Raw genomic sequence first — 22,928 nt, 5'->3', positions numbered from 1 at the left:
GTGGCCTCGTTGCATTGGCGCGACGAAAGCGATCAGACCCGCGCGCCGCGTTCCGCGAGCTGGCGCTGCAGCGTCGGCCACATTTTGGCGACCGCTTCCTCGCCCGCGAGAATCGACGCGTTGCGTTGGCTGAAATCGCTGCTGCTCATCGCGAGGAGATTCGGGCGAATCACCGCGTTCGCGTATTTGTCGAGTTCGTAGGCCTTGATGGTTTGGCCCATGATCGTGAAGGTCTGCATGAGCACGTCGAACGAGCTGGACGTGAGCCCGCTTTCCGGCCGCGCCGAGATATCGACCGCGATCACGAAGTCGGCGCCCATCTTGTGCGCGAACGCGGCCGGCACCGGACTCACGAGGCCGCCGTCGACATATTCGCGATCGCCGATCTTCACCGGCTCGAAAATCGACGGCACGCTGCACGACGCGCGCACCGCGACGCCCGTGTTGCCGCGCTGGAAGAGAATCGGCTGCCCGCTTTTCAGATCCGTCGCGACGATACCGAGCGGCTTCGCCATCTTCTCGATCGGACGGTTGTCGAGCGTCTTGTTCAGGTAGTTTTGCAGCGCGACGCCCTGCAGGATGCCGCGCGTGCGAAAGGGCATCGCCCAGTCGCTGATCGACGCTTCGTCCATGGTGAGTGCGAGCTTGTTGATCGCGATGCCGGTCATCCCCGATGCGTACAGCGCCGCGATCACCGAACCCGCGCTCGTGCCCGCGACGAGATCGACGCGCACGTTGCGCGCCTCCAGTGCCTTGATCACGCCGATATGCGCGAAGCCGCGCGCCGCGCCGCCGCCGAGCGCGAGACCGATGCGAACCGGACGCTGCGGTTCCGTGGTCGCCGGGGCGGGCGCGGCGTCGCCTGACACGCCGCTCTTCGTGGTCGTGCACGCGGCGAGAATGGACGATGCAGCCGCGAGCGAAAACGCGCGGCGCGAAAGACTGGTTGACGATGAATTCAAGATGTGCTCCAGCGGTGCAGCGAGCCCCGGGCAACGCCGTCCATGCGGGCGTTTCGGGAGATCGGGAAAAGCGCGCACATCATAAAACAAAAGGCGCGCGGACCGGAGCCGAGCGGGTGGCGAGTATAATTTCGTCTCATTTTGAGCGGGGATTCGAGCGCGAGCGCGCACCGCCATTCATCGAGTAAACAGCAATGACCACCCAAGTCCGTACACGCTTCGCACCGAGCCCGACCGGCTTCATCCATCTCGGCAACATCCGCTCCGCGCTCTATCCGTGGGCGTTCGCACGCAAGATGAAGGGCACCTTCGTGCTGCGCATCGAGGACACCGATCTGGAGCGCTCCACCGATGCATCGGTCGACGCGATTCTCGAAGGCATGGCGTGGCTCGGTCTCGATTTCGACGAAGGCCCGTTCTATCAGATGCAGCGCATGGAGCGTTATCGTGAGGTCGTCGCGCAGATGATGGAGAAGGGGCTCGCGTACCACTGCTACATGTCGACGGAAGAACTCGACGCGTTGCGCGAGCGCCAGCGCGCCGCCGGCGAAAAGCCGCGCTACGACGGCACGTGGCGTCCCGAGCCGGGCAAAGTGCTGCCGCCGGTTCCTGAAGGCGTGAAGCCGGTCGTGCGCTTTCGCAATCCGCTGACGGGCGCGGTCGCCTGGGACGACGCGGTGAAAGGCCGCATCGAAATCTCGAACGAGGAACTCGACGATCTCGTGATCGCGCGTCCCGACGGCACGCCGACCTATAACTTCTGCGTGGTCGTCGACGATCTCGACATGAAAATCACGCACGTCATTCGCGGCGACGATCACGTGAACAACACGCCGCGCCAGATCAACATCCTGCGCGCGCTGGGCGGCGAGGTGCCGGTCTACGCGCATCTTCCGACGGTGCTGAACGAGCAGGGCGAGAAGATGAGCAAGCGTCACGGCGCGATGAGCGTGACGGGTTATCGCGACAACGGCTATCTGCCCGAAGCGGTGGTGAACTATCTCGCGCGTCTCGGCTGGTCGCATGGCGATGCCGAGATTTTCTCGCGCGAGCAGTTCGTCGAATGGTTCGATCTCGAGCATCTCGGCAAGTCGCCGGCGCAGTACGACCACGACAAGCTCAACTGGCTCAACGCGCATTACATTAAGGAAGCGGACAACGCGCGGCTCGCGGAACTGACGCGGCCGTTCCTGCTGCAGGCGGGCGTCGATGCCGCTGCTATCGACGGCGGCGCGCCGCTCGATCAGGCGATCGCGTTGCTGAAAGACCGCGCATCGACGGTGAAAGAGATCGCCGATAACGCCGCGATGTTCTATCGCGAGCCCGCCATCGACGCGGACGCCTTCGCGCAGCACGTCACCGATGCGGTGCGTCCGGCCATCGCCGAATTGCGCGCGGCGCTCGCGGACATCGAGTGGAGCAAGGAAGCGATCGCGGCGGCGCTCAAGGCGACGCTGACGGCGCACAAACTCAAGATGCCGCAACTCGCGATGCCGGTGCGGCTGCTGGTTGCGGGCACGACGCATACGCCATCGATCGACGCCGTCCTGATGCTCTTCGGCCGGGAGACGGTGTTGAAGCGTCTGGAGAAGGCGAACGGCTGAGTGGGCATCGGCGGATGACGCGCGCGCGTCATCCATTGCGCGCATCGGCGTCAGACGAGACAAAAAAGTTGCACTTAAGTCGTCAGAAGGTATTTACAGCTTCAAAAACGCCCTATACAATCTCGTTTCTGTTCTGCAAGGGGGTATAGCTCAGCTGGGAGAGCGCTTGCATGGCATGCAAGAGGTCAGCGGTTCGATCCCGCTTACCTCCACCAAAGAACAGGTGAAGTCGCGAAGCTGTTATTCGGAAACGGAAGTCGCAAAAAATACTTCACAAGTAACAAGAAGTTGTATAGAATTTCGCTCTTCGCTGATTGGCGGCAAATAAATGAGCCAGTAAGCGAAACGCGGTAAAGACAGAATCACAAGTTTCTGTCCCCTTCGTCTAGAGGCCTAGGACATCACCCTTTCACGGTGAGTACAGGGGTTCGAATCCCCTAGGGGACGCCAGAACATCGGCGGCTGCTAGTAAAAGCGCTGCAAGACTTGCAGGTGACACTGCGGTCGATGAAGAGAAGTGGAGCGGTAGTTCAGTTGGTTAGAATACCGGCCTGTCACGCCGGGGGTCGCGGGTTCGAGCCCCGTCCGCTCCGCCAACGCTTGCGAGCAGGAACACTCCGGCTAATGAGAGCCGGTTTTTTTTCGCCGCAGGCTGTGTAGAAGTTGAAGTCCCCTTCGTCTAGAGGCCTAGGACATCACCCTTTCACGGTGAGTACAGGGGTTCGAATCCCCTAGGGGACGCCAGAACATCGGCGGCTGCTAGTAAAAGCGCTGCAAGATTCGCAGGTGACAACGCGAATCGATGAAAAGAAGTGGAGCGGTAGTTCAGTTGGTTAGAATACCGGCCTGTCACGCCGGGGGTCGCGGGTTCGAGTCCCGTCCGCTCCGCCAACACGTTGTGCGAAAAATCCAGCCCGTCGGCTGGATTTTTTTTGCCCGCTCGCCGCGCGAATCCCTTTCGTACGCGTTCGATCCGCACTCGACCGTGATAATGGCCATTGCCAGCCCGCGCGCACTGTCTTAGTGTTTAGGCACTTGTTCTCGTGCCCGTGCGATGCTCGACCCGACCGAAGACCTCTCGCTTTATCAATTGCGCCAGGCGGCCATGGCGGACTTCCCATTCGCCGAAGCGCTCACGCACGACAACATGGTCGGCTATTACCGGCGTCATAACCTTGTGTGGCGCGGCGATCTCTTCCTTTCCAGTTGGCGCGAGTCAGAAAATTTCATCCTGCAGGCGGACGGCATTCCGATCGGCGTCATGCGCGTCACCGAGGAAGACAACTCGCTGCATATTCGCGATGTTCAGATTGCGCAGGGTTATCGCGGGCGCGGGGCGGGAACGTTCCTGCTGAACACTGCGCATCGCTGGGCGAGGGCGCGCGGGCTTGCGGAATGTCAGTTGCGCGTATTCGTCGATAACCCCGCGGCGCGTCTCTACATGCGTCTGGGATATCGGCCGGCCGGCCCGCGTCTCGCGCAGCTCGGCGCGATACGGCATATGGTGCGGCGCGTCTGACGCGGGCGCGTCCGGGTCCTATGCGCCGTCGACGTCGCGGGTAGCGCGATCATCGCGGCTATCACGCGCGAAAAATGCGCGCGGGCTTTCGCCGAACGCGCGACGGAACATCGCGGAGAATGCGCTCTGGCTCTGATAGCCCAGTTCGCGCGCGACTTGTGCGAGGGGGCGGCCCTGGCTCAGTAAAGGAATGGCGCGCGCGAGCACGGCCTGCTGACGCCACTGCGAAAAACTCACGCCGAGTTCGCGTCTGAACAGCCGCGCGATGGTGCGCGAGCTCGCGCCCGCTTCCGACGACCAACGTTCCAGATCCGAATGCGACGGATCGGCCAGCACGGCGTTGCACAAGGCGCGCAGACGCTTCTCGTTGGGCATCGGCACCGAAAGCGGCAGCGGCTGCGAACGGATGATCTCATCGAGCGCGAGCGTGCCGAGCAGCCGCTCGCGTTGGCGGGAAATCGCTTCCTCGTCGAGCGCGGCGATGACTTCGCGCAGCAACGGCGACACTTCGACGACGCGGCACGCGCCGAGACCCGCCGGCACGACGCTCGCATCGACATACAGCGTGCGTAAATAGGCGTCCTCGACTATCACGACTTCATGCGTGACATTGGGCGGCACCCAGATCGCGCGCGAGGGCGGCACCATCCAGGTCGAATCGGCGGTCGCGACGCGCAGCACACCGCGCGAGGTGTACGCGACCTGCGCCCACGGATGCGTATGCAGTGCGATGCGCACGCCGTAAGGAACCGGCCGTGACCGCACGCGAATCGGATGATCGAGCGTCGGCGAATGCTCGACGGGAATGTCGAGATGCTCGACTTCCTCGCTCGACGACTTCGATTCTACAAACGTAGGCATGTTCGTTCGGATTGAAGTGTGTTCGGGCGCGTGGCGTCCATCGACACGCACGCGCCGATGGTAGCCGAAAGCGCTCGCCGGAGCGCGCCACGATTTTTGCCGGGCGCATAATGCCGTCGATCATCTTTCCGACAACAGGAGCGGGCTTTTCGATGCAATACGTTTTTGTCTACGGCACGCTGCGCGCGGGCGAGGTCAACGATATCAACCGGGCGGCCAGTCGGAACGGCATCGCGATGCCGGAATGGATCGGCGCCGCGCACGTTCAAGGGCGTCTCTTCGACTTCGGCACGTATCCGGGACTCGTGATCGACGAAGAGGGCGCGCCGATTCGCGGCGACGTCTATCGCATCGACGACGCGCTCGTGCCCGTGCTCGATGAAATCGAAGAGGTGTATCCGGGCGTCGAGGGGTTATTCCGCTCGCATCGGCTGCATGTGGAGGTGGATGTGGAGAGCAGGCGGGATCGGATCGATTGTCTGATCTATCCGGTCGCGGCGTCGGCCGTCGCCGGACTGCCGCGGATCGAGAGCGGCGACTGGGTGTCGCATCGCGCTAACCGCGCTTGAGCGGCAACTAAATATGCTTCGCGCCGCCTTCGAGCCGATGCATCGACTCAAGGCGGCGTGGATGGCCCCGTGTCTACAGCCTGGAGCCGGGATTACTGGCTCGAGCCGGCCGCGGGCTTGCTAGGCGACTTCTTGTGATGCATCGACTTGTGCGAAGGTGCTTGCGAGCGCGTGCTTTGCATGTTGTCTTGCTGCGTCTGTAAATTTTGCGCGCGCGATTCTATGTCGGCGATCTTCGCGGGATCGGTGCTCATCGTCACGCCCTGATCGCTCTGGGCATAAGCGCCCGATGCTACCGCGCTGAGGGACAACAGAACAGCCAGGGACACTTTCTTCATTGTTACCTCCTAGTGGCAGTTGAACCCGGGAATCGTCTGTCCGATCCGGTGGAATGACGCCTGAGTCTGAGCAAAAAGCGCTCCCGCCTTGCCGGGACGTCGGCTGCAAACTTCGCGCGGCTGATGATCAGACAATCTCAATCATAAGCCTGGAATCGGGCGATGGTGCGTCGTGCGTCCGTCGATGCCGCTAATGAACATCGTCGAATTGATTTAGAGTGCTTAGCGTCGCGTTGCCGTCAGTAAAGATGCAGCCAGCGATACACCTTGAAGCGCGCGAACCCGACGAGTTCGTGCATCGCAAGTTCGCTGTTCGCGAAGCCTCGGATACGCGGAAAGAATGTGACGCGAGTGGGCCGCACGTCCGACACATAAGGCACGGGGGCGTAGCCGAAAGCCTCGAAGGCGCTCATCGAGCGTCGCATATGGTACGCCGACGTTACGATGATCAAACGGTTGTCATGTGTCGGCCCCAGAATTCCCGCCACATTGCGCGCGTTCTGGTACGTGTTCAGACTTTGATTCTCGCGCACGAGATCGTCCGGCGCGACGCCCTCCGCGAGCACGTAAGGCGCGTAGTTGTCGGCTTCCGCCTGCCCGTGGCGCTGCGGATCGCCGCCGCTCAGAATCACCTTGCAGGACGCGCCGGTTTCACGGCACTCGCGATAAAGCATCCCGACGGCGGCGATGCGCCGCATCGCGTTGAACTGCGGAACGAGTCCGGCTTCGCTACGATTGGTACCGCCGCCCATCAGCACCATCGTCGTGCGAGGGGCGAACGACGGCACGGCGGTATGACGATAGCCATGCTGGGCGAGATCGAGCAACGGAGTCGCGAGCCAGCCCGCGCCGGTCGCCCACGCGAACGCCGCCAAGACCATCGCAATCTGGACCCGGCGGCGTCGCCACAGCGCAAATAATGCAAAAAAAAGCAGCAATAAAGTGAATAGAACCAATTTGATTGGGGTAACGTATTGGTTTGAGGACAATTCGTTCCGTCATCGCGTGCTTTGGAACGCATCGGCGGATGTTGCAGTAAAGCGCGTGATCAGCGCGCTCTCAACGGGGGCTTGTAATAGAAAGCAGCACCTAACGCAAGCGGCGGCCAAACATTCGGCTGCGAGTCGTCATCGCAGACGAGATTCGGCGCGCCGCGTTTAGTCGACGTCGCGGACCGTCTTGCGACCGTCACGAGCGTCGTCATGGCTGCACAGGAAGAAAGAACGAGATGACCACGTATTCCAACGAAGTTGTACTCGAAGCACTTCGCCGAGCGCAGTATCGTCAGGTTCCCTGGGCAAAACGTCCCAACGTTTTCGACCTCCTGCGCGCGCTGGGTTTGCTCGAACTCACCCGGCAGCGCACCGTGGCACCGGCGCCCGGATTTCATGCACCGGTCGATATCGCGGTCGTCACCGAACGCGGCAAGAACGAGTTCCTGCGGCTTTCGCGCGACGAGCGTACCAGCGACTGGGACTTGCGTCGTGCGGAGCCTTACACGTTCGGTGGTCAGGAAGCGGTACTGGAGGCGCGAGTCTAGCCCTTTCGGTTGAGCCGGATACCGTCGACGGTCGACGCATGGGTCGAGGGCACGTTGTCGTCGGACGAAAGAGCCAACAATCCGCCTGCAGTCAAGCTTCAGTCAAAAAAGTGCCCGTATCGCGAACGACACGGGCAGACCGGATATCACTGTTGCCACGCGCTGTTCATGGCATGGGGTGTGACTGGCGCGCGCCGAAGTGGTTCCGTGAGGCGCGCATCAATACTGCAAGCGAATTCAATGATGCTGAACGTGCTGATCGCGTTCCGAATCGGGGCGTGGACGCGCGTTGCTCGTAATGTCGCCGCGTAGATCGCCGCGCGGCGCTGGCGGCGCGGCGTCTCGAGTCCGGCCGGCGTTCTGCGACGCGGCCATCGACGCCTTGGTGCTCACGTGAAAATCGGATGCAGGCGGCGGAGGCCGGGCCTGGCTCATCGCGGCGGCGCTCGTCAGCGCGACGAAGGCGCCGTGAACGAGCAGAGTCGATGCCTTCATGATGAAATCCTCGAAGCCTTCGCAGGCCTGTTCGATCATTCATCAAATTATGCTGTGATGCGCCTTGGCGCTGTAAGGATTAGTAAAGAGTTGTTTCGCTGCGACGCTTGCCGAGGCGTGCGCGACAAACTCCGAAGGACGTGGATCACGCAGGCCGTAGCCTGCGCGATAAGCGAGATGTCTGCATGAGGCCGGCGGACGCCGGCTTCAAAAAAAGCAAACCCGGTCAAGCCATCTTGGCCGGCGCGCGCCACGATTCCGGGTTGGTCCAGAACGCGCCGCGCAGACGATCGCGACTCGGCGGCGCCGGCGGTTTTGCCGCGCTCGAACCGATGCGCCCGCGCAACGACACTTCACGACCGTTGCTGGAAAGCCGTTTCACGATTTCGGCCAGCGTGCCGTCCGCTTGCCATTCATCGAAGCGGCGGCGGCAGGTCGGGGGGGACGGATAGCGTCCGGGCAGCTTCGACCAGCCTTCGCCGGTGGACAGCACCCATAACACGGCGTTGACCACGGCTCGCGCCTCGACGCGCGGACGTCCGCGCCGTTCACTACGTGCCGGCTCGGCACAAAACAACGCCTCGACCAGCGCCCACTCGTTATCTCTCAAATCGTCGAACAGCACCATATCTCACCTCAGCGAAGCTAACCCCGGTGCGCTGCCCCGCGCCGCGCACTCTGGGCGGAATTCGATAAACGAATACCTGGGAAGGCCGGAGCGGTGGCGGCGGACGAATGTTTCAATATGACCGCGGATGGCTCCGACCTCTGTGCGCAATGAAATGCGAGAACCGTGCCACGCATGTTGCGAAATCCGGGAAACCCGCATGGCAGTAGGCTGACGCGATGCCAGCATGGCCCGTATCAGACCCGAAACAGACTGATTAAGAAATCGGGACAATCACCAATCAAGTGCAATAGGCCCATCCAGCGTGCGTTTAGGTAAATTGCTGCACCGCAGCGAAACGTACGTTCGCGCATGAAATCACACCAATGGTCCGCTATACTGCGCATGAAACCGGTCGATTGATGAACCTAATGAATGAACGCGCCATTGAACGTGACGTTGCGGCAACTGCGCGTCTTCATCGAAGTGTCCAGACTGCGCAGTTTCAGCCGCGCGGGCGATGAGATCGGCCTCACTCAGTCGGCGGTCAGTCGCTGTGTGCGCGAACTGGAAGGAGAAATCGGCCTCAAGCTGATCGACCGGACGACGCGCGAAGTGCTCCTGACCGACGTGGGCGCGAATCTCGTCGGCACCGTGTCGCGTCTGCTGGCGGATCTCGACGAGGCGCTGCGCGAAGTGCGCGATCTCGGCGAGCAGCGTCGCGGGCGGGTGATAGTCGCGGCGAGTCCGACTGTCGCGTGCCGGCTGATGCCGCGCGTAATCGCGTCGTGTCTGCAGCAATTTCCGCTCATCACCCTGAGCCTGCGCGATGACGTCCAGTCCGACGTCCTGCGCAAGGTCAAGTCGGGCGAAGTCGATTTCGGCGTGGTGATCGGACCGTTTTCTTCCGAAGAACTGTACGGCGAGCCCGTGATGACCGATTCGTTCTGTCTCGTCGCGCGGCGCGATCATCGGCTCGGGCGCGAGGCAGCGGTGCCGTGGGATGCGCTCGCGGACGAGCGGCTCGTGATGCTCGACTACGCATCCGGCAGCCGGCCGATCATCGATGCCGTGATGCAGGAGCACGGCGTTCAAGCGCAAGTGGTGCAGGAGCTCGGCCATTCGGCGACGGTGTTCGGGCTCGTGGAGGCGGGCGTCGGCGTGAGCGTGTTGCCGTGGCTGGCCCTGCCGCTGCCGGCCGATTCGTCGCTCGTGGCTTTGCCGCTCGAACCGCGCGCCGAGCGCACCGTGGAACTCGTGCGCCGGCGCGACCGTTCGCTCTCGCCGGCGGCGGAATCGGTCTGGTCGGTGATCGCATCGCTGCCGCGGCGTGCGGAAGACCTCGTATAGGCTGGTCGGCCGTCTCGAAAACGCAGCGCGCGCGTTAGACTGCAATTTTTTAGACAAGACGACGGGGCGAGCGATGAGCGAGTCGGAAGGAGCGGTGATCAGCGAACTGAGCCAACTGGCCGGCGTGCACGGATCCGGTGCGCCGAATGCGCGCGACGCGGTGCGCGCGTTGAGGCCGTCGCAGATTCGCGAGGTCGCGAACGCCGGCTTCGGCGTACCCGACGTGCTGCCGTTCTGGTTCGGCGAATCGGATCGCGTGACGCCGCAGTTCATTCGCGACGCCGCAAGCCGCGCGCTCGCCGACGGCGCTACCTTCTACACGCACAATCTCGGCATCGGACCGCTGCGCGAGTCGCTCGGTCGCTACGTGAGCGCGCTGCACGGCGCGACGTCGCCCGCGCATATCGCCGTCACCAGCGCCGGCGTGAATGCGCTGATGCTCGCGGCGCAGCTCGTCGTCGGCGCGGGCGATCGGGTCGTCGCGGTGACGCCGCTTTGGCCGAATCTCGTCGAAATACCGAAGATCCTCGGCGCACATGTCGCCACGGTCTCGCTGACTTACGGCGCGCACGGCTGGACGCTCGATCTCGATCGCCTGCTCGCCGCGCTCACGCCGGACACGCGCATGCTGATGATCAACTCGCCGAACAACCCGACCGGCTGGACGATGACGCGCGAGCAGCAACGCACCGTGCTGGAGCATTGCCGCCGTCACGGCATCTGGATCGTCGCGGACGAAGTCTACGAGCGTCTCTATTACGGCGATGGCGCGCATGTCGCACCTTCCTTTCTCGATCTCGCCGCGCGCGACGAACGCGTGATCGCGGTGAATTCGTTTTCGAAGGCATGGCTGATGACCGGCTGGCGTCTCGGCTGGCTCGTTGCGCCGACGCAGCTGATGGACGATCTCGGCAAGCTCGTCGAATACAACACCTCGTGCGCGCCGTCGTTCGTGCAGCAGGCGGGCATCGTCGCGGTGGAAGAGGGCGAGCATTTTACTCAGACGCTCGTCGGCGATTTGCGCGCGAGCCGCGACCATCTGGTGAAGGCGCTGCGGACGATCGAAGGCGTCGACGTCCGTGCTCCGGACGGCGCGATGTATCTCTTCTTCTCGCTGCCGGGCGCGCGGAATAGTCTCGACTTATGCAAGTCGCTCGTGCGCGAAGCCGGTCTCGGGCTCGCGCCGGGTAGCGCGTTCGGTCCGGAAGGCGAAGGCTTCGTGCGCTGGTGCTACGCGTGCGATCCGGCGCGGCTCGACGCGGGCGTCGAGCGTTTGCAGCGCTTCCTCGCGGCGCGCGCCGTCGCATGAGCCGTGGCGTGCGGGACCGCGTCGAGTGAGTTCCGCCGCGGATTAAGCGATCACCTTTACGCCCCGGTTGTTTTTGCGTAATATGGCGCTCAGTCACGCGCTTTCGCCTATGAAAGCGCCACCTCGTCCGGCTGGGATGGCCCGGCGATTCGCTCACCGATCGCCCAATACCGCCTCTCCCCGGTGCGTGCTCCCAATCAATATGACCGATTACAATCGGGCGAGCGCGTCTTGAAACTCCGCGTCCAGCTTTATCGTTCGCACCGGTTTGGTGGCGTTCGGTCCTGCGCAAGCCCGATTTTGAATTGAATCATTGACCATACAGGGTTGACCCAAGCTGCATGAATACCCAAGAGGCGAAGATCGTCCTCGAGACTGCCTTGATTTGCGCGCAGGAACCGCTGAGGCTGAATGAATTGCGCAAGCTGTTCGCCGACGACATTTCGGCGGATACCGTTCGCACGTTGCTCGAAGCGCTCAAGGCCGACTGGTCGGGACGCGGCGTCGAACTCGTCGCGCTCGCCTCGGGCTGGCGCTTTCAGAGCAAGCCCGCAATGCGGGGCTATCTCGATCGGCTGCATCCGGAAAAACCGCCCAGGTATTCGCGGGCCGTACTCGAAACGCTCGCGATCATTGCGTATCGGCAGCCGGTGACGCGGGGCGATATCGAAGAGATTCGCGGCGTGACGGTGAATACGCAGGTCGTGAAGCAACTGGAAGATCGCGGCTGGATCGAGGTGATCGGTCATCGCGACGTGCCGGGCCGCCCGGCGCTGTACGCGACGACCAAGCAGTTTCTCGACGACCTCGGCCTGACCGCGCTCGACGAACTGCCCGCGTTGGATAATCCGGCGGCGCAACTCGAAGCATCGCTGCTCGCGCAGCATTCGATCGAATTTCCCGACAGCATCGCCGGGGACGCGCAGCCGACCAGCGCTCAGACGCAGGACGTACCGGAAGCGACGGACGCGACGAATAACGGGGAACACGATGCCGCCGCGCCGGTCAACGCCGTTGAAGCGGTGCAATCGGACGAAGCCGTCGAAACCGAAGCATCCGGCGGCGATGAGGGCGCCGCCGAGGTTTCGGTCAAGCAGGAACAGGCAGAAGGACAGCAGGAAAGGCCCGAAACGGAACATGCGGATGCGCTGGATGAGCGCGTCGCATTGCCGTCCGGGATTCACGCGCAGTCGCTGAACACCGCGCACGACGCACCCGTGTCGATGTCGCGTGAAGAAGGGCGAGACGCGGAACGAGACGCGAGTCCATCGAACGACGCAGAACTGGACGACGACTCCGAAGAACCGAAGGCGCGCCGCGCCTGACGCAATTGCAAGGCCCCTGATCTCGCAACCCGGCTCTCCAAAAAGATCATTTCGAGACGACCAGCCGGACCGATCAGCGGATTTTTAGACGCGCCCGCGACGGGCGCGCGATTCGACATTTGAGGTTGTTTTGACACACTCCCACGACAGCGATTCGCCTGAATCCGCGCGTCCGGCGCATGCCGCCGACGCACCCGAGTCGGCCGATGCCGGCGAACGCACGCGCGCCGAGCGCGCCGATGAAGGCGGCGAGGGCGAGGACCGTCCGCGCCGCGGACTGCGCCGCGGGCCGCGCAGCCTGATCGCACGGCGTCGCGCTGTCGCGAAGACCAAGGACGGCGAAGGCGCGCCGGGCGCGATGAACGAGACGCCGCCCGATGGCGTCGCCGCCGCGCACGTCCGCACGCCGCGCAAGGACCCGAGTGCGAAGCCGCGCAAGAGCGAAGGGGCAAGTCCCCGCGGCCGCAAGAACGCGCGCGCCGAGACGAGTGAAGCAGGTGTCGAAGCGGCAGGGGAACCGGTCGCGCAGGCCGCCGCGCCCGCGCCGCGCGAAGGCGGACGGCGCAAGAACCCGCCGCAGCAAAAGCGCGGCAAGCGCAACGATTCGGGACCCGCGACGGTCGAGAGCGCGGCCGCTGCCGCCGTCGACGACGTGTTCGCCTACGTGACCTCGCCCGCCTTCGACGCCGACAACGGTTCGGGCGGCGTGCGCGCGCCAATGCTGCGACGCGGCCGCAACGCCCCGCAGCAAAAGCGCGTGCTGGAGCCGGACGACGACGCACCGAAGCTGCACAAAGTGCTCGCCGACGCGGGCATGGGCTCGCGCCGCGACATGGAAGAACTGATCATCGCCGGCCGCGTGTCGGTGAATGGCGAACCGGCGCATATTGGCCAGCGCATCATGCCGACCGATCAGGTGCGCATCAACGGCAAGCCGCTCAAGCGCAAGCTCGCGAGCAAGCCGCCGCGCGTCCTGCTCTATCACAAGCCGACGGGCGAGATCGTCAGCCACGCGGACCCGGAAGGCCGTCCGTCCGTGTTCGACAAGCTGCCGTCGATGAAAACCGCCAAATGGCTCGCGGTCGGCCGTCTCGACTTCAATACGGAAGGCCTCCTGCTGCTCACGACGTCGGGCGATCTGGCGAACCGCTTCATGCATCCGCGCTACAGCGTCGAGCGCGAATATGCGGTGCGCGTGGTCGGCCAGTTGTCGGAGGCGATGAAGCAGAAGCTTCTGAAGGGCGTCGAACTCGACGACGGTCCCGCCAACTTCCTGCGCATTCAGGACGGCGGCGGCGAAGGCACGAACCATTGGTATCACGTCGCGCTGGCCGAGGGCCGAAATCGCGAAGTGCGCCGCATGTTCGAGGCGGCGGGCCTGATGGTGAGCCGCCTGATCCGCACGCGTCACGGTCCGATCGCGCTTCCGCGTGGCCTGAAGCGCGGTCGCTGGGAAGAGCTCGAAGACAATCAGGTGCGCAGCCTGATGGAGTCGGTCGGACTGAAGCTGCCGACGGCCGAGAAGGGCGGACGCAGCGCGGCGCCGCGCGTGCAACCCGATCCGATGCAGACGTCGATGGGCTTCATCACCCGCGAACCGGTGCTGAGTTCGCACTCGCGCATGACTCAGCAGCAGACGCCGGGGCGCGGCGGGCGGCGCGGTCAGCCGGGCGGCGCGGCGGGCGGCTTCGGGCTCGGCGGCATGGGCGGATTCGGCGGCAGCACGGGCGCGGGCAACGCGGGCGCGGGCGGCATGGGCCGTCGCGGCGGCCGCGAAGCGAACGGCAACCGCATGGGCAACGAGCCGAACGGCAATCGTGCGAACGGCGGCGGCCGGCCGGGTCCGCGCGGCGCTCGTCCGCAAGGCGCGACGCAGGGCATGGGCGGTCCGGGCAAGCGCGCCGCGGGCGGTAATGCCCCGCGCGGAAATCGCCAGGGCGGTGCACAGCAGGGCGCGGGTGCGGCGCAGGGCAAGGCCGGCGGCGGCGCCGGACGCGGTGCGCGCAATCGCTCACGCGGCCGTTGAGCGTCGCATTACGCAAAGACGTCGCCGGGAACCGGCTGTGATGCTTCACACCTGCTTCCGGCGGCGACAAAACATGCGCATGGCGCTTCAGGAATCGCGAAAGACGAATCGACGTGAAGCTAGGCCCATCAGGGCTGAAAGAGTGCGTTACGTTTGCGTTTGTCCTGAAAAATGGCTAAAATCACGAAGTCGCTGGGCACGTAGTTTTTTCGCTGCCCGGGTGCGACCTGGTTGAAGAAGATGGGCGTTGCGCCCATTTTTTTTTGGCTTTTCGGTTCGGCATCTCGGGAGCAGGGGTGCGCGCCCGCATGAAGGCGCTCGCTCGCAGGTGTTTGGCGTGGAGCGCGCGAAACACCTTGGAGTTACTGTGCAACTGACGGAATTGATAGAAACCACGGTCTCGGGCCTGGGCTACGAGCTTGTCGATCTCGAGCGTTCGGGAGGCGGCATGTTGCGTGTCTATATCGACCAGCCGGCTGGTATCGCCATCGAAGACTGCGAGAAGGTCACGCGCCAGCTCCAATATTTGCTCGAAGTCGAGAATATCGAGTACGACCGGCTCGAAGTATCGTCGCCGGGGCTCGATCGCCCGCTCAAGAAGCTGGCGGATTTCGAGCGCTTCGCGGGGAGCGAAGTCTCCATCACGTTGAAAAAGCCGCTGGACGGGCGCAAATCGTTCCGTGGCATCTTGCACGCCCCTAACGGCGAAACGATCGGATTGGAATTTGAAGGGAAGGACGGCGCCGCGATGCTCGATTTCACGCTCGCGGACCTCGATAAAGCACGTCTCGTCCCCAAGGTTGATTTTAGGAGCCGCAAACAATGAGTCGCGAAGTATTGATGCTGGCGGATGCGCTGGCACGCGAAAAGAACGTCAACAAGGACGTCGTGTACGCAGCGCTGGAAGCTGCGCTTGCTTCCGCAACGAAGAAGCTCTTCGAAGAAGACGTGGATATCCGCGTCGCGATCGACCGTGAGAGCGGCGAGCATGAAACCTTCCGACGCTGGCGCGTCGTGCCGGACGAGGCTGGCCTGCAAGAGCCTGATCAGGAAATCCTGCTGTTCGAAGCGAAGGAGCAGAAGCCCGACGCAGAGGTGGACGACTTCATCGAGGAGCCGATTCCGTCGATCGAGTTCGGCCGCATCGGCGCGCAGGCCGCCAAGCAGGTCATTCTGCAGAAGGTGCGCGACGCCGAGCGCGAGCAGATCCTGAACGACTTCCTCGAGCGCGGCGAAAAGATCATGACCGGCTCGGTGAAGCGCCTGGACAAGGGCAATTTCATCGTCGAGTCGGGCCGCGTCGAAGCGCTGCTGCGCCGCGACCAGCTGATTCCGAAGGAAAACCTGCGCGTGGGCGACCGCGTGCGCGCCTACATCGCGAAGGTCGACCGCACCGCGCGCGGTCCGCAGATCGAACTCTCGCGCACGGCGCCCGAGTTCCTGATGAAGCTCTTCGAACTGGAAGTGCCGGAAATCGAACAGGGCCTGCTGGAAATCAAGGCGGCCGCGCGCGATCCGGGCGTGCGTGCGAAAATCGGGGTGATCGCCTACGACAAGCGCATCGACCCGATCGGCACGTGCGTCGGCATCCGCGGTTCGCGTGTGCAGGCCGTGCGCAACGAGCTCGGTGGCGAGAACGTCGACATCGTGCTATGGTCGGAAGATCCCGCGCAGTTCGTGATCGGCGCCCTCGCGCCGGCAGCCGTCCAGTCGATCGTCGTCGATGAAGAAAAACACTCGATGGACGTCGTCGTGGACGAGAACGAGCTCGCCGTCGCCATTGGCCGAGCCGGCCAGAACGTGAGACTCGCGAGCGAACTCACCGGCTGGCAAATCAATATCATGACGCCGGACGAGTCGGCGTTGAAACAGAACGAAGAGCGTGGCAAGTTGCGCGACCTGTTCATGGCGCGTCTGGATGTGGACGAGGAAGTCGCCGACATCCTGATCGACGAAGGCTTTACGAGCCTCGAAGAAATCGCCTACGTGCCGCTCAACGAAATGCTCGAAATCGAAGCCTTCGACGAAGACACCGTGCACGAACTGCGCAACCGATCGCGCGACGCGCTGCTCACGATGGCGATCGCCAACGAAGAGAAAGTGGAAGGCGTCGCGCTCGATTTGAAGAGCCTCGATGGCATGGACAACGAGCTGCTTGCAAAGCTCGCGGAGCACCAGATTCAGACCCGCGACGACCTCGCGGAGCTGGCAGTCGATGAACTGGTCGAAATGACCGGTATGGAAGAGGATGCCGCTAAGGCGTTGATCATGAAAGCACGTGAACACTGGTTCCAGTGAGAAATGACCATGGCGCACTGATATTTGGCGGCCTGTCTGGCCGCGTGACCCCGATCTAACCGCAAGGATCTGTCCTTGCATCAAGAGGAATGAATGGCGAGTAACAACGTAGCCCAATTTGCCGCGGAACTCAAAATGCCTGCGGGCGTCCTGCTCGAGCAGTTGCAGGCGGCAGGCGTCCAGAAAGCGAGCGCGAACGACGACCTGTCCGAAACGGACAAGGCGCGTCTGCTCGATCATTTGCGCAAGTCGCACGGTTCCGCCGACGCCGACAAGCGCAAGATCACTTTGACCCGCCGGCATACGTCGGAAATCAAGCAATCCGACGCAACGGGTAAAGCTCGCACCATTCAGGTCGAGGTGCGCAAAAAGCGTGTTTTCGTGAAACGTGACGAACCCGGCGTCGAACAGGCCGAGGCAGCGCCGAATCACGTCGAAGAGCCGGAAGTCGACGAGGCAGAACTGCAGCGCCGCGAGGAAGAAGCGCGTCGCGCCGCCGAGCAGCTCGAGCGCGAAGAGCGTGAGCTGAAGGAGCAACAGGCGAAGCTTGAGCGCGAGGAAGCCGAGCGCCGCGCCCGCGAGGAAGCGGCGGAAGCCGAGCGCAGAAAGCAGGAAGAGGAAGCAGCGCGCCGGGCGGCGGCTGCCGCACAGGCGGCGGAAATCTCGCGTGCGGCGCAGTCCGCGCGTCAGGAAACCCGCACGCAGCCGGCAGTCGAAGCGAAGCCGGAACCGAAGCAGGACGATACCGCTCAGCGCGAAGCCGCCGAAAAGGCAGCGGAAGAAAAGGCTGCGAGCGAGCGTGCCGCCCAGCGTGAAGCCGCGAAGAAGGCGGAAGAAGACGCGAAGGCAAAGGCCGAGAAGGCGCGTCTGGAGCAGGAAGCCATCGCGAAGCGTCGTGCGGCGGCGGAAGCCGAAGCACGTGCGATCCGCGAAATGATGAACACCCCGCGCAAGGCGCAGGTGAAGGCGCCGGAACCCGCGCCCGCACCGAAGCCGGCGGAAGCGGCGAAGGCCGCCGAAGCGAAGGGCACGCTGCACAAGCCCGCGAAGCCGGAAGGCGCGCAGGCGGCACGTCCGGCGGCGGCGAAGAAGCCGGCCGCAGGCGGTGCGCCGGCTCCCGCGTCGACGGCTCCGGCAGGCGCCGGCGACAAGAAGAAGGCCGGCAAGGGCGGTTGGCAGCAGGACGACGCATCCAAGCGCCGCGGCATGAAGACACGCGGCGATTCGAGCGGCGGTGTCGATCGCGGCTGGCGCGGCGGTCCGAAGGGACGTGGCAAGCATCAGGAACAGACCACGTTCCAGGCGCCGACCGAGCCGATCATCCGTGAAGTGCATGTGCCGGAAACCATCTCGGTGGCCGACCTCGCGCACAAGATGTCGGTGAAGGCTTCGGAAGTCATCAAGGTGATGATGAAGCTCGGTCAGATGGTCACGATCAACCAGGTGCTGGACCAGGAAACGGCGATGATTGTCGTCGAGGAACTGGGCCATCGCGCAGTCGCGGCGAAGCTGGACGATCCGGAAGCGCTGCTCGTCGAAGGCGAAGCGACGGAAGACACGGCAGAGAAGCTGCCGCGTCCGCCGGTCGTCACCGTGATGGGTCACGTCGACCACGGCAAGACCTCGCTGCTGGACTACATCCGTCGCGCGAAAGTGGCGGCGGGCGAAGCGGGCGGCATCACGCAGCATATCGGCGCGTACCACGTCGAAACGCCGCGTGGCGTCATCACCTTCCTCGACACGCCGGGTCACGAAGCCTTTACGGCCATGCGTGCACGCGGTGCGAAGGCGACCGACATCGTCATTCTGGTCGTCGCGGCGGATGACGGCGTGATGCCGCAGACGAAGGAAGCGATCGCCCACGCGAAGGCGGGCGGCGTGCCGATCGTCGTCGCGATCAACAAGATCGACAAGCCGGAAGCTAACCCGGACCGCGTGAAGCAGGAGCTCGTCGCGGAAGGCGTGGTGCCGGAAGAGTACGGCGGCGATTCGCCGTTCATCGAAGTGTCGGCGAAGACCGGCCGCGGCATCGACGATCTGCTGGAAAACGTGTCGCTGCAAGCCGAAGTGCTTGAGTTGACCGCGCCGGTCGAGGCAGCCGCAAAGGGTCTCGTCATCGAAGCCAAGCTCGACAAGGGCAAGGGTCCGGTCGCGACCATCCTGGTGCAGTCGGGCACGCTGAATCGCGGCGACGTGGTTCTCGCCGGCAGCGCGTATGGCCGCGTCCGCGCGATGCTCGACGAGACCGGCAAGCCGACGAAAACGGCGGGTCCGTCGATCCCGGTGGAAATCCAGGGTCTGTCGGAAGTGCCGGCGGCGGGCGAGGAAGTCATCGTTCTGCCGGACGAACGCAAGGCACGCGAAATCGCGCTGTTCCGTCAAGGCAAGTTCCGCGACGTCAAGCTGGCCAAGCAACAGGCCGCCAAGCTCGAAAACATGCTCGAGCAGATGGGCGAAGGCGAAGTGCAAAACCTGCCGCTCATCGTCAAGGCGGACGTGCAAGGTTCGCAGGAGGCGCTGGTTCAGTCGCTGCAGAAGCTGTCGACCAACGAAGTGCGCGTGCAGATCGTTCACAGCGCGGTTGGCGCGATCAGCGAATCGGACGTCAACCTGGCAACGGCGTCGAAGGCGGTCATCATCGGCTTCAACACGCGTGCGGACGCGCAAGCCCGCAAGCTGGCCGAGGCGAACGGCATCGACATCCGCTACTACAACATCATCTACGACGCTGTGGATGAGGTGAAGGCGGCGATGTCCGGCATGCTCGCGCCGGAGAAGCGCGAGACGGTGACGGGCATGGTCGAGGTGCGTCAGGTCATCCGCGTGCCGAAGGTCGGCCTGATCGCGGGTTGTATGGTCACGGACGGCGTCGTCAAGCGCTCCTCGTCGGTGCGCGTGATTCGCAACAACGTCGTGATCCATACCGGCGAGCTCGATTCGCTCAAGCGCTTCAAGGACGACGTCAAGGAAGTGCGTCAGGGCTTCGAGTGCGGTATGTCGATCAAGAACTTCAGCGACGTCGTGGAAGGCGACCAGTTCGAAGTCTTCGAAGTGACGGAAGTGGCTCGCACACTGTAATGCGCTAGCCGCCGAGAAAAGGGCGGGGTGAGCCTGGCGGCTCGCTCCGCCCTTTTTGCTTCAGGCGGCAAGAAAAGAAACACGGAAACGACATCATGGCTAAAAGACGGACATCCACGAACCGCAACGTGCAGATTGCGGACCAGATCCAGCGCGATCTTTCGGAGCTCATGCGCGAGGTCAAGGACCCGCGCATCGGTCTCGTGACGATTCAGAGCGTCGAACTCACGCCCGACTACGCGCACGCGAAGGTCTACTTCACGACGCTCACCGGCGATCCGAAGCAGACCGAGCAGGGTCTGAATCACGCCGCGGGGCATCTGCACAATATGCTGTTCAAGCGCCTGCATATCCACACGGTGCCGACGCTGCATTTCCACTATGACCAGACGATCGAGAAGGCCGTCGAAATGTCTCGCCTGATCGACGAAGCGAACGCCTCCCGCGCGAAGGATGCGGACGACGGTCAGGAAGGCGCCTGAACGATGAGCGGTTCGAAGAACGAGGCGCGGCCGAAGATTCCGCGCCGCGCGCTGGACGGCGTGCTGTTGCTGGACAAGCCGCTCGGGCTATCAAGTAACGACGCGCTCATCAAGGCGAAGCGGATTTATCTCGCGAAGAAGGCGGGCCACACGGGCACGCTCGATCCGCTCGCGACCGGCTTGCTGCCGCTGTGCTTCGGCGAAGCGACGAAGTTTTCGCAAGACCTGCTCGATGCCGACAAGACATACGAAGCGACCATGCGACTCGGCATCAGCACGACGACCGGGGATGCCGAGGGCGAGGCCGTCGACACACGTGACGTAACGTGCGACGAAGCCGCTGTATCCGAAGCGATGACGAGTTTTCTCGGCGACATCATCCAGGTCCCGCCGATGTACTCCGCTCTGAAGCGCGACGGCAAGCCGCTTTACGAATACGCGCGCGCGGGTCAGACGGTGGAACGCGAAGGTCGTCAGGTGACGATTCACGCGTTGCAGTTGATCGCGTGCGCATTGCCGCTGGTGACGTTTCGCGTGACGTGCAGCAAGGGCACGTATGTGCGCACGCTGGCGGAGGATATCGGGGAGGCGCTCGGTTGCGGCGCGCATCTGACGGCGCTGCGCCGCACCGGCGTGGGCGCGCTGACGCTGGAACATGCGGCCACGCTGGACGAACTCATCGGCATGAACGAAGCCGAGCGCGATGCACGGCTTCAGCCTGTCGATGCGCTTCTTTCGACCTTTCCCGCGGTCCAGTTGAACGATGAAGCGACGAAGCGTTTCCTGCACGGCCAACGCCTGCGTCTGGCCGACGTCGTGGAAAATCGTCTCGAAGAAGGCCGCGTGCGTGTCTATGCGCAAGAGGGCGGCCGCTTGCTCGGCGTGGCGCGCGCCGGCGAGGGCGTGCTGGCGCCCGAACGGCTGATCGTGACAGCGCAATAAAAAAGAGCCCGATTGATCGATCAATCGGGCTCTTTTCTTCCTGCAGCGGCAAGTCGATCAATGCGCCGCCGACGCCGCCGCTGCCGAATCCCCACCGCCCGAACGCTCGGGCCGCGTGATCCAGATCAGCGCGATCAGCGCGACGAAAATTCCCGCCGAGATATAGAACATGTCGTTCACGCCGAGTTGCGCGGCCTGTTGCGTCGCCATGCTGTTGTACAGGCCGTAGGTCTGCTCTTTCGAGAAGCCGAGCGCGCCCATCTGCTGCATCGAATTGGCGAAGACAGGGTTGTACGAATTGGCCTGTTCGACGAGCTGCGCGTGATGCACGATCGAACGATGCTCCCACGCAGTCGAGAAGATCGACGTGCCGATGCCGCCGCACATGATCCGCACGAAGTTCGACAAGCCCGACGCCGCCGGAATCCGATGCCCAGGCAAGCCCGACAGCGTGATAGACACGAGCGGAATGAAGAAGCCCGCCATGCCGATGCCTTGAATCAGCGTCGGCACCGTGAGCGCCCACGTATCGACGCCGGTCGTATAGCGCGAGCGCATCCAGAAACACAACGCGAAGACGAGAAACGCGGCGGTCGCGATGTAGCGCGGATCGGTGCGCGGCAGGAACTTGCCGGTGATCGGTGAGAGCAGGATCGCGAACAGGCCGACGGGCGCCATCACGAGGCCGGCGTTCGTCGCGGTGTAGCCGATATCGGTTTGCAGCCACAGCGGCAACAGCACCAGATTGCCGAAATAGAGCCCGTAGCCGATCGACAGCGCGATCGTCCCGCCGGTGAAATTGCGCAGCTCGAACAGCGACAGATCCACGACCGGATGCTCCGCCGTCAGCTCCCACACGATGAAGAACGCGAACGAGATCACCGCGACGAGCGCGAGCACGACGATCGTCGTCGAGTTGAACCAGTCGAGATCCTTGCCCTTGTCGAGCATGACCTGCAGCGAGCCGACCCAGATCACGAGCAGCGCGAGCCCGACGGTGTCGATCGGCGCCTTGCGGATCGCCGAGTCGCGGTCGCGGAAGATCGCGAACGTGGCGATCGCCGCGGCGATGCCGACCGGAATATTCACGTAGAAGATCCACGGCCACGAAATATTGTCGGAGATCCAGCCGCCGAGCACCGGGCCCGCGACCGGCGCGATGAGCGTGGTCATCGACCACATCGAGAGCGCCATCGGCGCTTTTTCGCGTGGATAGCTCGCGAGCAAGAGCGTCTGCGAGAGCGGGATCATCGGGCCGGCGACCGCGCCTTGCAGCACGCGCGCGGCGAGAAGAAACGGCAGCGTCGGCGCGAGGCCGCAAAGCCACGACGCGAGCACGAACAAGATGATCGAGCCGAGAAAGAGCCGCACTTGGCCAATGCGCTGCGTGAGCCAGCCGGTGAGCGGCACCGAGATCGCATTGGCGACCGCGAACGACGTGATGACCCACGTGCCCTGATCAGACGACACGCCGAGGTCGCCGGAGATCGACGGAATCGAGACGTTCGCGATCGACGTGTCGAGCACGTTCATGAACACCGCGAGCGATACGGCAATCGTCCCGATGACGAGCTTTCCGCCTGACAGCGGCGGATGAACGACGTTTTGCGAAGACATTGGCGA

General features: G+C 63.6%; 20 protein-coding genes and 5 tRNA genes. 18 read left to right on the top strand and 7 right to left on the bottom strand.

Annotation, left to right across the window (positions count from 1 at the left end):
• Window positions 1–32: 32 nt before the first annotated feature.
• Window positions 33–962: a patatin-like phospholipase family protein gene (locus NCS28_RS08265; RefSeq protein WP_250513362.1), complete on the bottom strand. Its 930-nt coding sequence runs from the start codon at window positions 960–962 to the stop codon at window positions 33–35.
• 194 nt (window positions 963–1,156) lie between these two features.
• Here NCS28_RS08265 and gltX point away from each other — a divergent pair, with 194 nt between their 5' ends.
• From gltX to NCS28_RS08230, 7 genes are all read left to right on the top strand, one after another.
• The gene (gene gltX, locus NCS28_RS08260; protein ID WP_250513361.1) at window positions 1,157–2,566 is read left to right on the top strand and encodes a glutamate--tRNA ligase; all 1,410 of its coding nucleotides are present in this window, start codon (window positions 1,157–1,159) and stop codon (window positions 2,564–2,566) included.
• Window positions 2,567–2,705: 139 nt separating this feature from the next.
• Window positions 2,706–2,781: transfer RNA gene (locus NCS28_RS08255), tRNA-Ala, on the top strand.
• A gap of 159 nt (window positions 2,782–2,940) precedes the next feature.
• Window positions 2,941–3,016, top strand: a tRNA-Glu gene (locus tag NCS28_RS08250).
• A 69-nt stretch (window positions 3,017–3,085) separates the two neighbouring features.
• Window positions 3,086–3,162 (top strand) — tRNA-Asp (locus tag NCS28_RS08245).
• A 72-nt stretch (window positions 3,163–3,234) separates the two neighbouring features.
• Window positions 3,235–3,310 (top strand) — tRNA-Glu (locus tag NCS28_RS08240).
• Window positions 3,311–3,380: 70 nt separating this feature from the next.
• Window positions 3,381–3,457, top strand: a tRNA-Asp gene (locus tag NCS28_RS08235).
• Window positions 3,458–3,620: 163 nt separating this feature from the next.
• On the top strand, window positions 3,621–4,085 hold the full coding sequence (locus tag NCS28_RS08230; protein WP_250513360.1) for a GNAT family N-acetyltransferase: 465 nt from the start codon (window positions 3,621–3,623) through the stop codon (window positions 4,083–4,085).
• An 18-nt stretch (window positions 4,086–4,103) separates the two neighbouring features.
• On the opposite strand, the gene NCS28_RS08225 is transcribed toward NCS28_RS08230, so the two are convergent.
• Entirely contained in the window at window positions 4,104–4,946 is an 843-nt protein-coding gene (locus tag NCS28_RS08225; protein ID WP_250513359.1) for an AraC family transcriptional regulator, read from the bottom strand.
• A 152-nt stretch (window positions 4,947–5,098) separates the two neighbouring features.
• Between NCS28_RS08225 and NCS28_RS08220 the strand changes: the two genes are divergently transcribed.
• Window positions 5,099–5,515: a gamma-glutamylcyclotransferase family protein gene (locus NCS28_RS08220; RefSeq protein WP_250513358.1), complete on the top strand. Its 417-nt coding sequence runs from the start codon at window positions 5,099–5,101 to the stop codon at window positions 5,513–5,515.
• 92 nt (window positions 5,516–5,607) lie between these two features.
• Here the strand turns inward: NCS28_RS08220 and NCS28_RS08215 are convergent, their stop codons facing one another.
• Window positions 5,608–5,853, bottom strand: a complete 246-nt coding sequence (locus tag NCS28_RS08215) for a hypothetical protein (protein ID WP_250513357.1) — start codon at window positions 5,851–5,853, stop codon at window positions 5,608–5,610.
• 239 nt (window positions 5,854–6,092) lie between these two features.
• On the bottom strand, window positions 6,093–6,734 hold the full coding sequence (locus tag NCS28_RS08210; protein ID WP_250513356.1) for a YdcF family protein: 642 nt from the start codon (window positions 6,732–6,734) through the stop codon (window positions 6,093–6,095).
• Window positions 6,735–7,081: 347 nt separating this feature from the next.
• On the opposite strand from NCS28_RS08210, the gene NCS28_RS08205 reads away from it, so the two are divergent.
• Complete coding sequence (locus NCS28_RS08205) at window positions 7,082–7,393, top strand: hypothetical protein (protein ID WP_250513355.1); 312 nt, start codon at window positions 7,082–7,084, stop codon at window positions 7,391–7,393.
• A gap of 237 nt (window positions 7,394–7,630) precedes the next feature.
• Here NCS28_RS08205 and NCS28_RS08200 read toward each other — a convergent pair whose 3' ends face one another.
• Window positions 7,631–7,888 (bottom strand): hypothetical protein, encoded by a 258-nt coding sequence (locus tag NCS28_RS08200; protein WP_250513354.1) that lies wholly within the window; start codon window positions 7,886–7,888, stop codon window positions 7,631–7,633.
• A 226-nt stretch (window positions 7,889–8,114) separates the two neighbouring features.
• Window positions 8,115–8,516, bottom strand: a complete 402-nt coding sequence (locus NCS28_RS08195; protein WP_014191699.1) for a transposase — start codon at window positions 8,514–8,516, stop codon at window positions 8,115–8,117.
• A 426-nt stretch (window positions 8,517–8,942) separates the two neighbouring features.
• Here NCS28_RS08195 and NCS28_RS08190 point away from each other — a divergent pair, with 426 nt between their 5' ends.
• From NCS28_RS08190 to truB, 9 genes are all read left to right on the top strand, one after another.
• The gene (locus NCS28_RS08190; protein WP_250513392.1) at window positions 8,943–9,845 is read left to right on the top strand and encodes a LysR family transcriptional regulator; all 903 of its coding nucleotides are present in this window, start codon (window positions 8,943–8,945) and stop codon (window positions 9,843–9,845) included.
• A 73-nt stretch (window positions 9,846–9,918) separates the two neighbouring features.
• Window positions 9,919–11,154 carry a pyridoxal phosphate-dependent aminotransferase gene (locus tag NCS28_RS08185; protein ID WP_250513353.1) on the top strand — a complete coding sequence of 412 codons (1,236 nt, stop codon included), beginning with the start codon at window positions 9,919–9,921 and terminating at the stop codon, window positions 11,152–11,154.
• A 341-nt stretch (window positions 11,155–11,495) separates the two neighbouring features.
• Window positions 11,496–12,479, top strand: a complete 984-nt coding sequence (gene scpB, locus NCS28_RS08180) for an SMC-Scp complex subunit ScpB (protein WP_250513352.1) — start codon at window positions 11,496–11,498, stop codon at window positions 12,477–12,479.
• A gap of 130 nt (window positions 12,480–12,609) precedes the next feature.
• A complete protein-coding gene (gene rluB, locus NCS28_RS08175) occupies window positions 12,610–14,505 on the top strand; it encodes a 23S rRNA pseudouridine(2605) synthase RluB (RefSeq protein WP_250513351.1) in 1,896 nt (631 codons plus the stop codon).
• Between the two features lie 367 nt (window positions 14,506–14,872).
• Window positions 14,873–15,331: a ribosome maturation factor RimP gene (gene rimP, locus NCS28_RS08170; RefSeq protein ID WP_250513350.1), complete on the top strand. Its 459-nt coding sequence runs from the start codon at window positions 14,873–14,875 to the stop codon at window positions 15,329–15,331.
• Window positions 15,328–16,803 carry a transcription termination factor NusA gene (gene nusA / locus NCS28_RS08165; protein ID WP_062254664.1) on the top strand — a complete coding sequence of 492 codons (1,476 nt, stop codon included), beginning with the start codon at window positions 15,328–15,330 and terminating at the stop codon, window positions 16,801–16,803. The genes rimP and nusA overlap by 4 nt, the downstream gene beginning before the upstream one ends.
• 93 nt (window positions 16,804–16,896) lie before the next feature.
• Window positions 16,897–19,881 carry a translation initiation factor IF-2 gene (infB, locus tag NCS28_RS08160; protein ID WP_250513349.1) on the top strand — a complete coding sequence of 995 codons (2,985 nt, stop codon included), beginning with the start codon at window positions 16,897–16,899 and terminating at the stop codon, window positions 19,879–19,881.
• A gap of 95 nt (window positions 19,882–19,976) precedes the next feature.
• Window positions 19,977–20,363, top strand: a complete 387-nt coding sequence (gene rbfA / locus NCS28_RS08155) for a 30S ribosome-binding factor RbfA (RefSeq protein WP_250513348.1) — start codon at window positions 19,977–19,979, stop codon at window positions 20,361–20,363.
• Window positions 20,364–20,366: 3 nt separating this feature from the next.
• Window positions 20,367–21,305 carry a tRNA pseudouridine(55) synthase TruB gene (truB, locus tag NCS28_RS08150; protein ID WP_250513347.1) on the top strand — a complete coding sequence of 313 codons (939 nt, stop codon included), beginning with the start codon at window positions 20,367–20,369 and terminating at the stop codon, window positions 21,303–21,305.
• A 57-nt stretch (window positions 21,306–21,362) separates the two neighbouring features.
• Here the strand turns inward: truB and NCS28_RS08145 are convergent, their stop codons facing one another.
• Window positions 21,363–22,922, bottom strand: coding sequence for a DHA2 family efflux MFS transporter permease subunit (locus tag NCS28_RS08145; RefSeq protein WP_250513346.1), 1,560 nt, complete (start codon window positions 22,920–22,922; stop codon window positions 21,363–21,365).
• Window positions 22,923–22,928: the final 6 nt, after the last annotated feature.

The sequence above is a fragment of the Caballeronia sp. INDeC2 genome, from assembly GCF_023631325.1.
In the GTDB taxonomy this organism is placed as follows: domain Bacteria; phylum Pseudomonadota; class Gammaproteobacteria; order Burkholderiales; family Burkholderiaceae; genus Caballeronia.
This window is presented reverse-complemented; position numbering and strand designations above follow the sequence as displayed.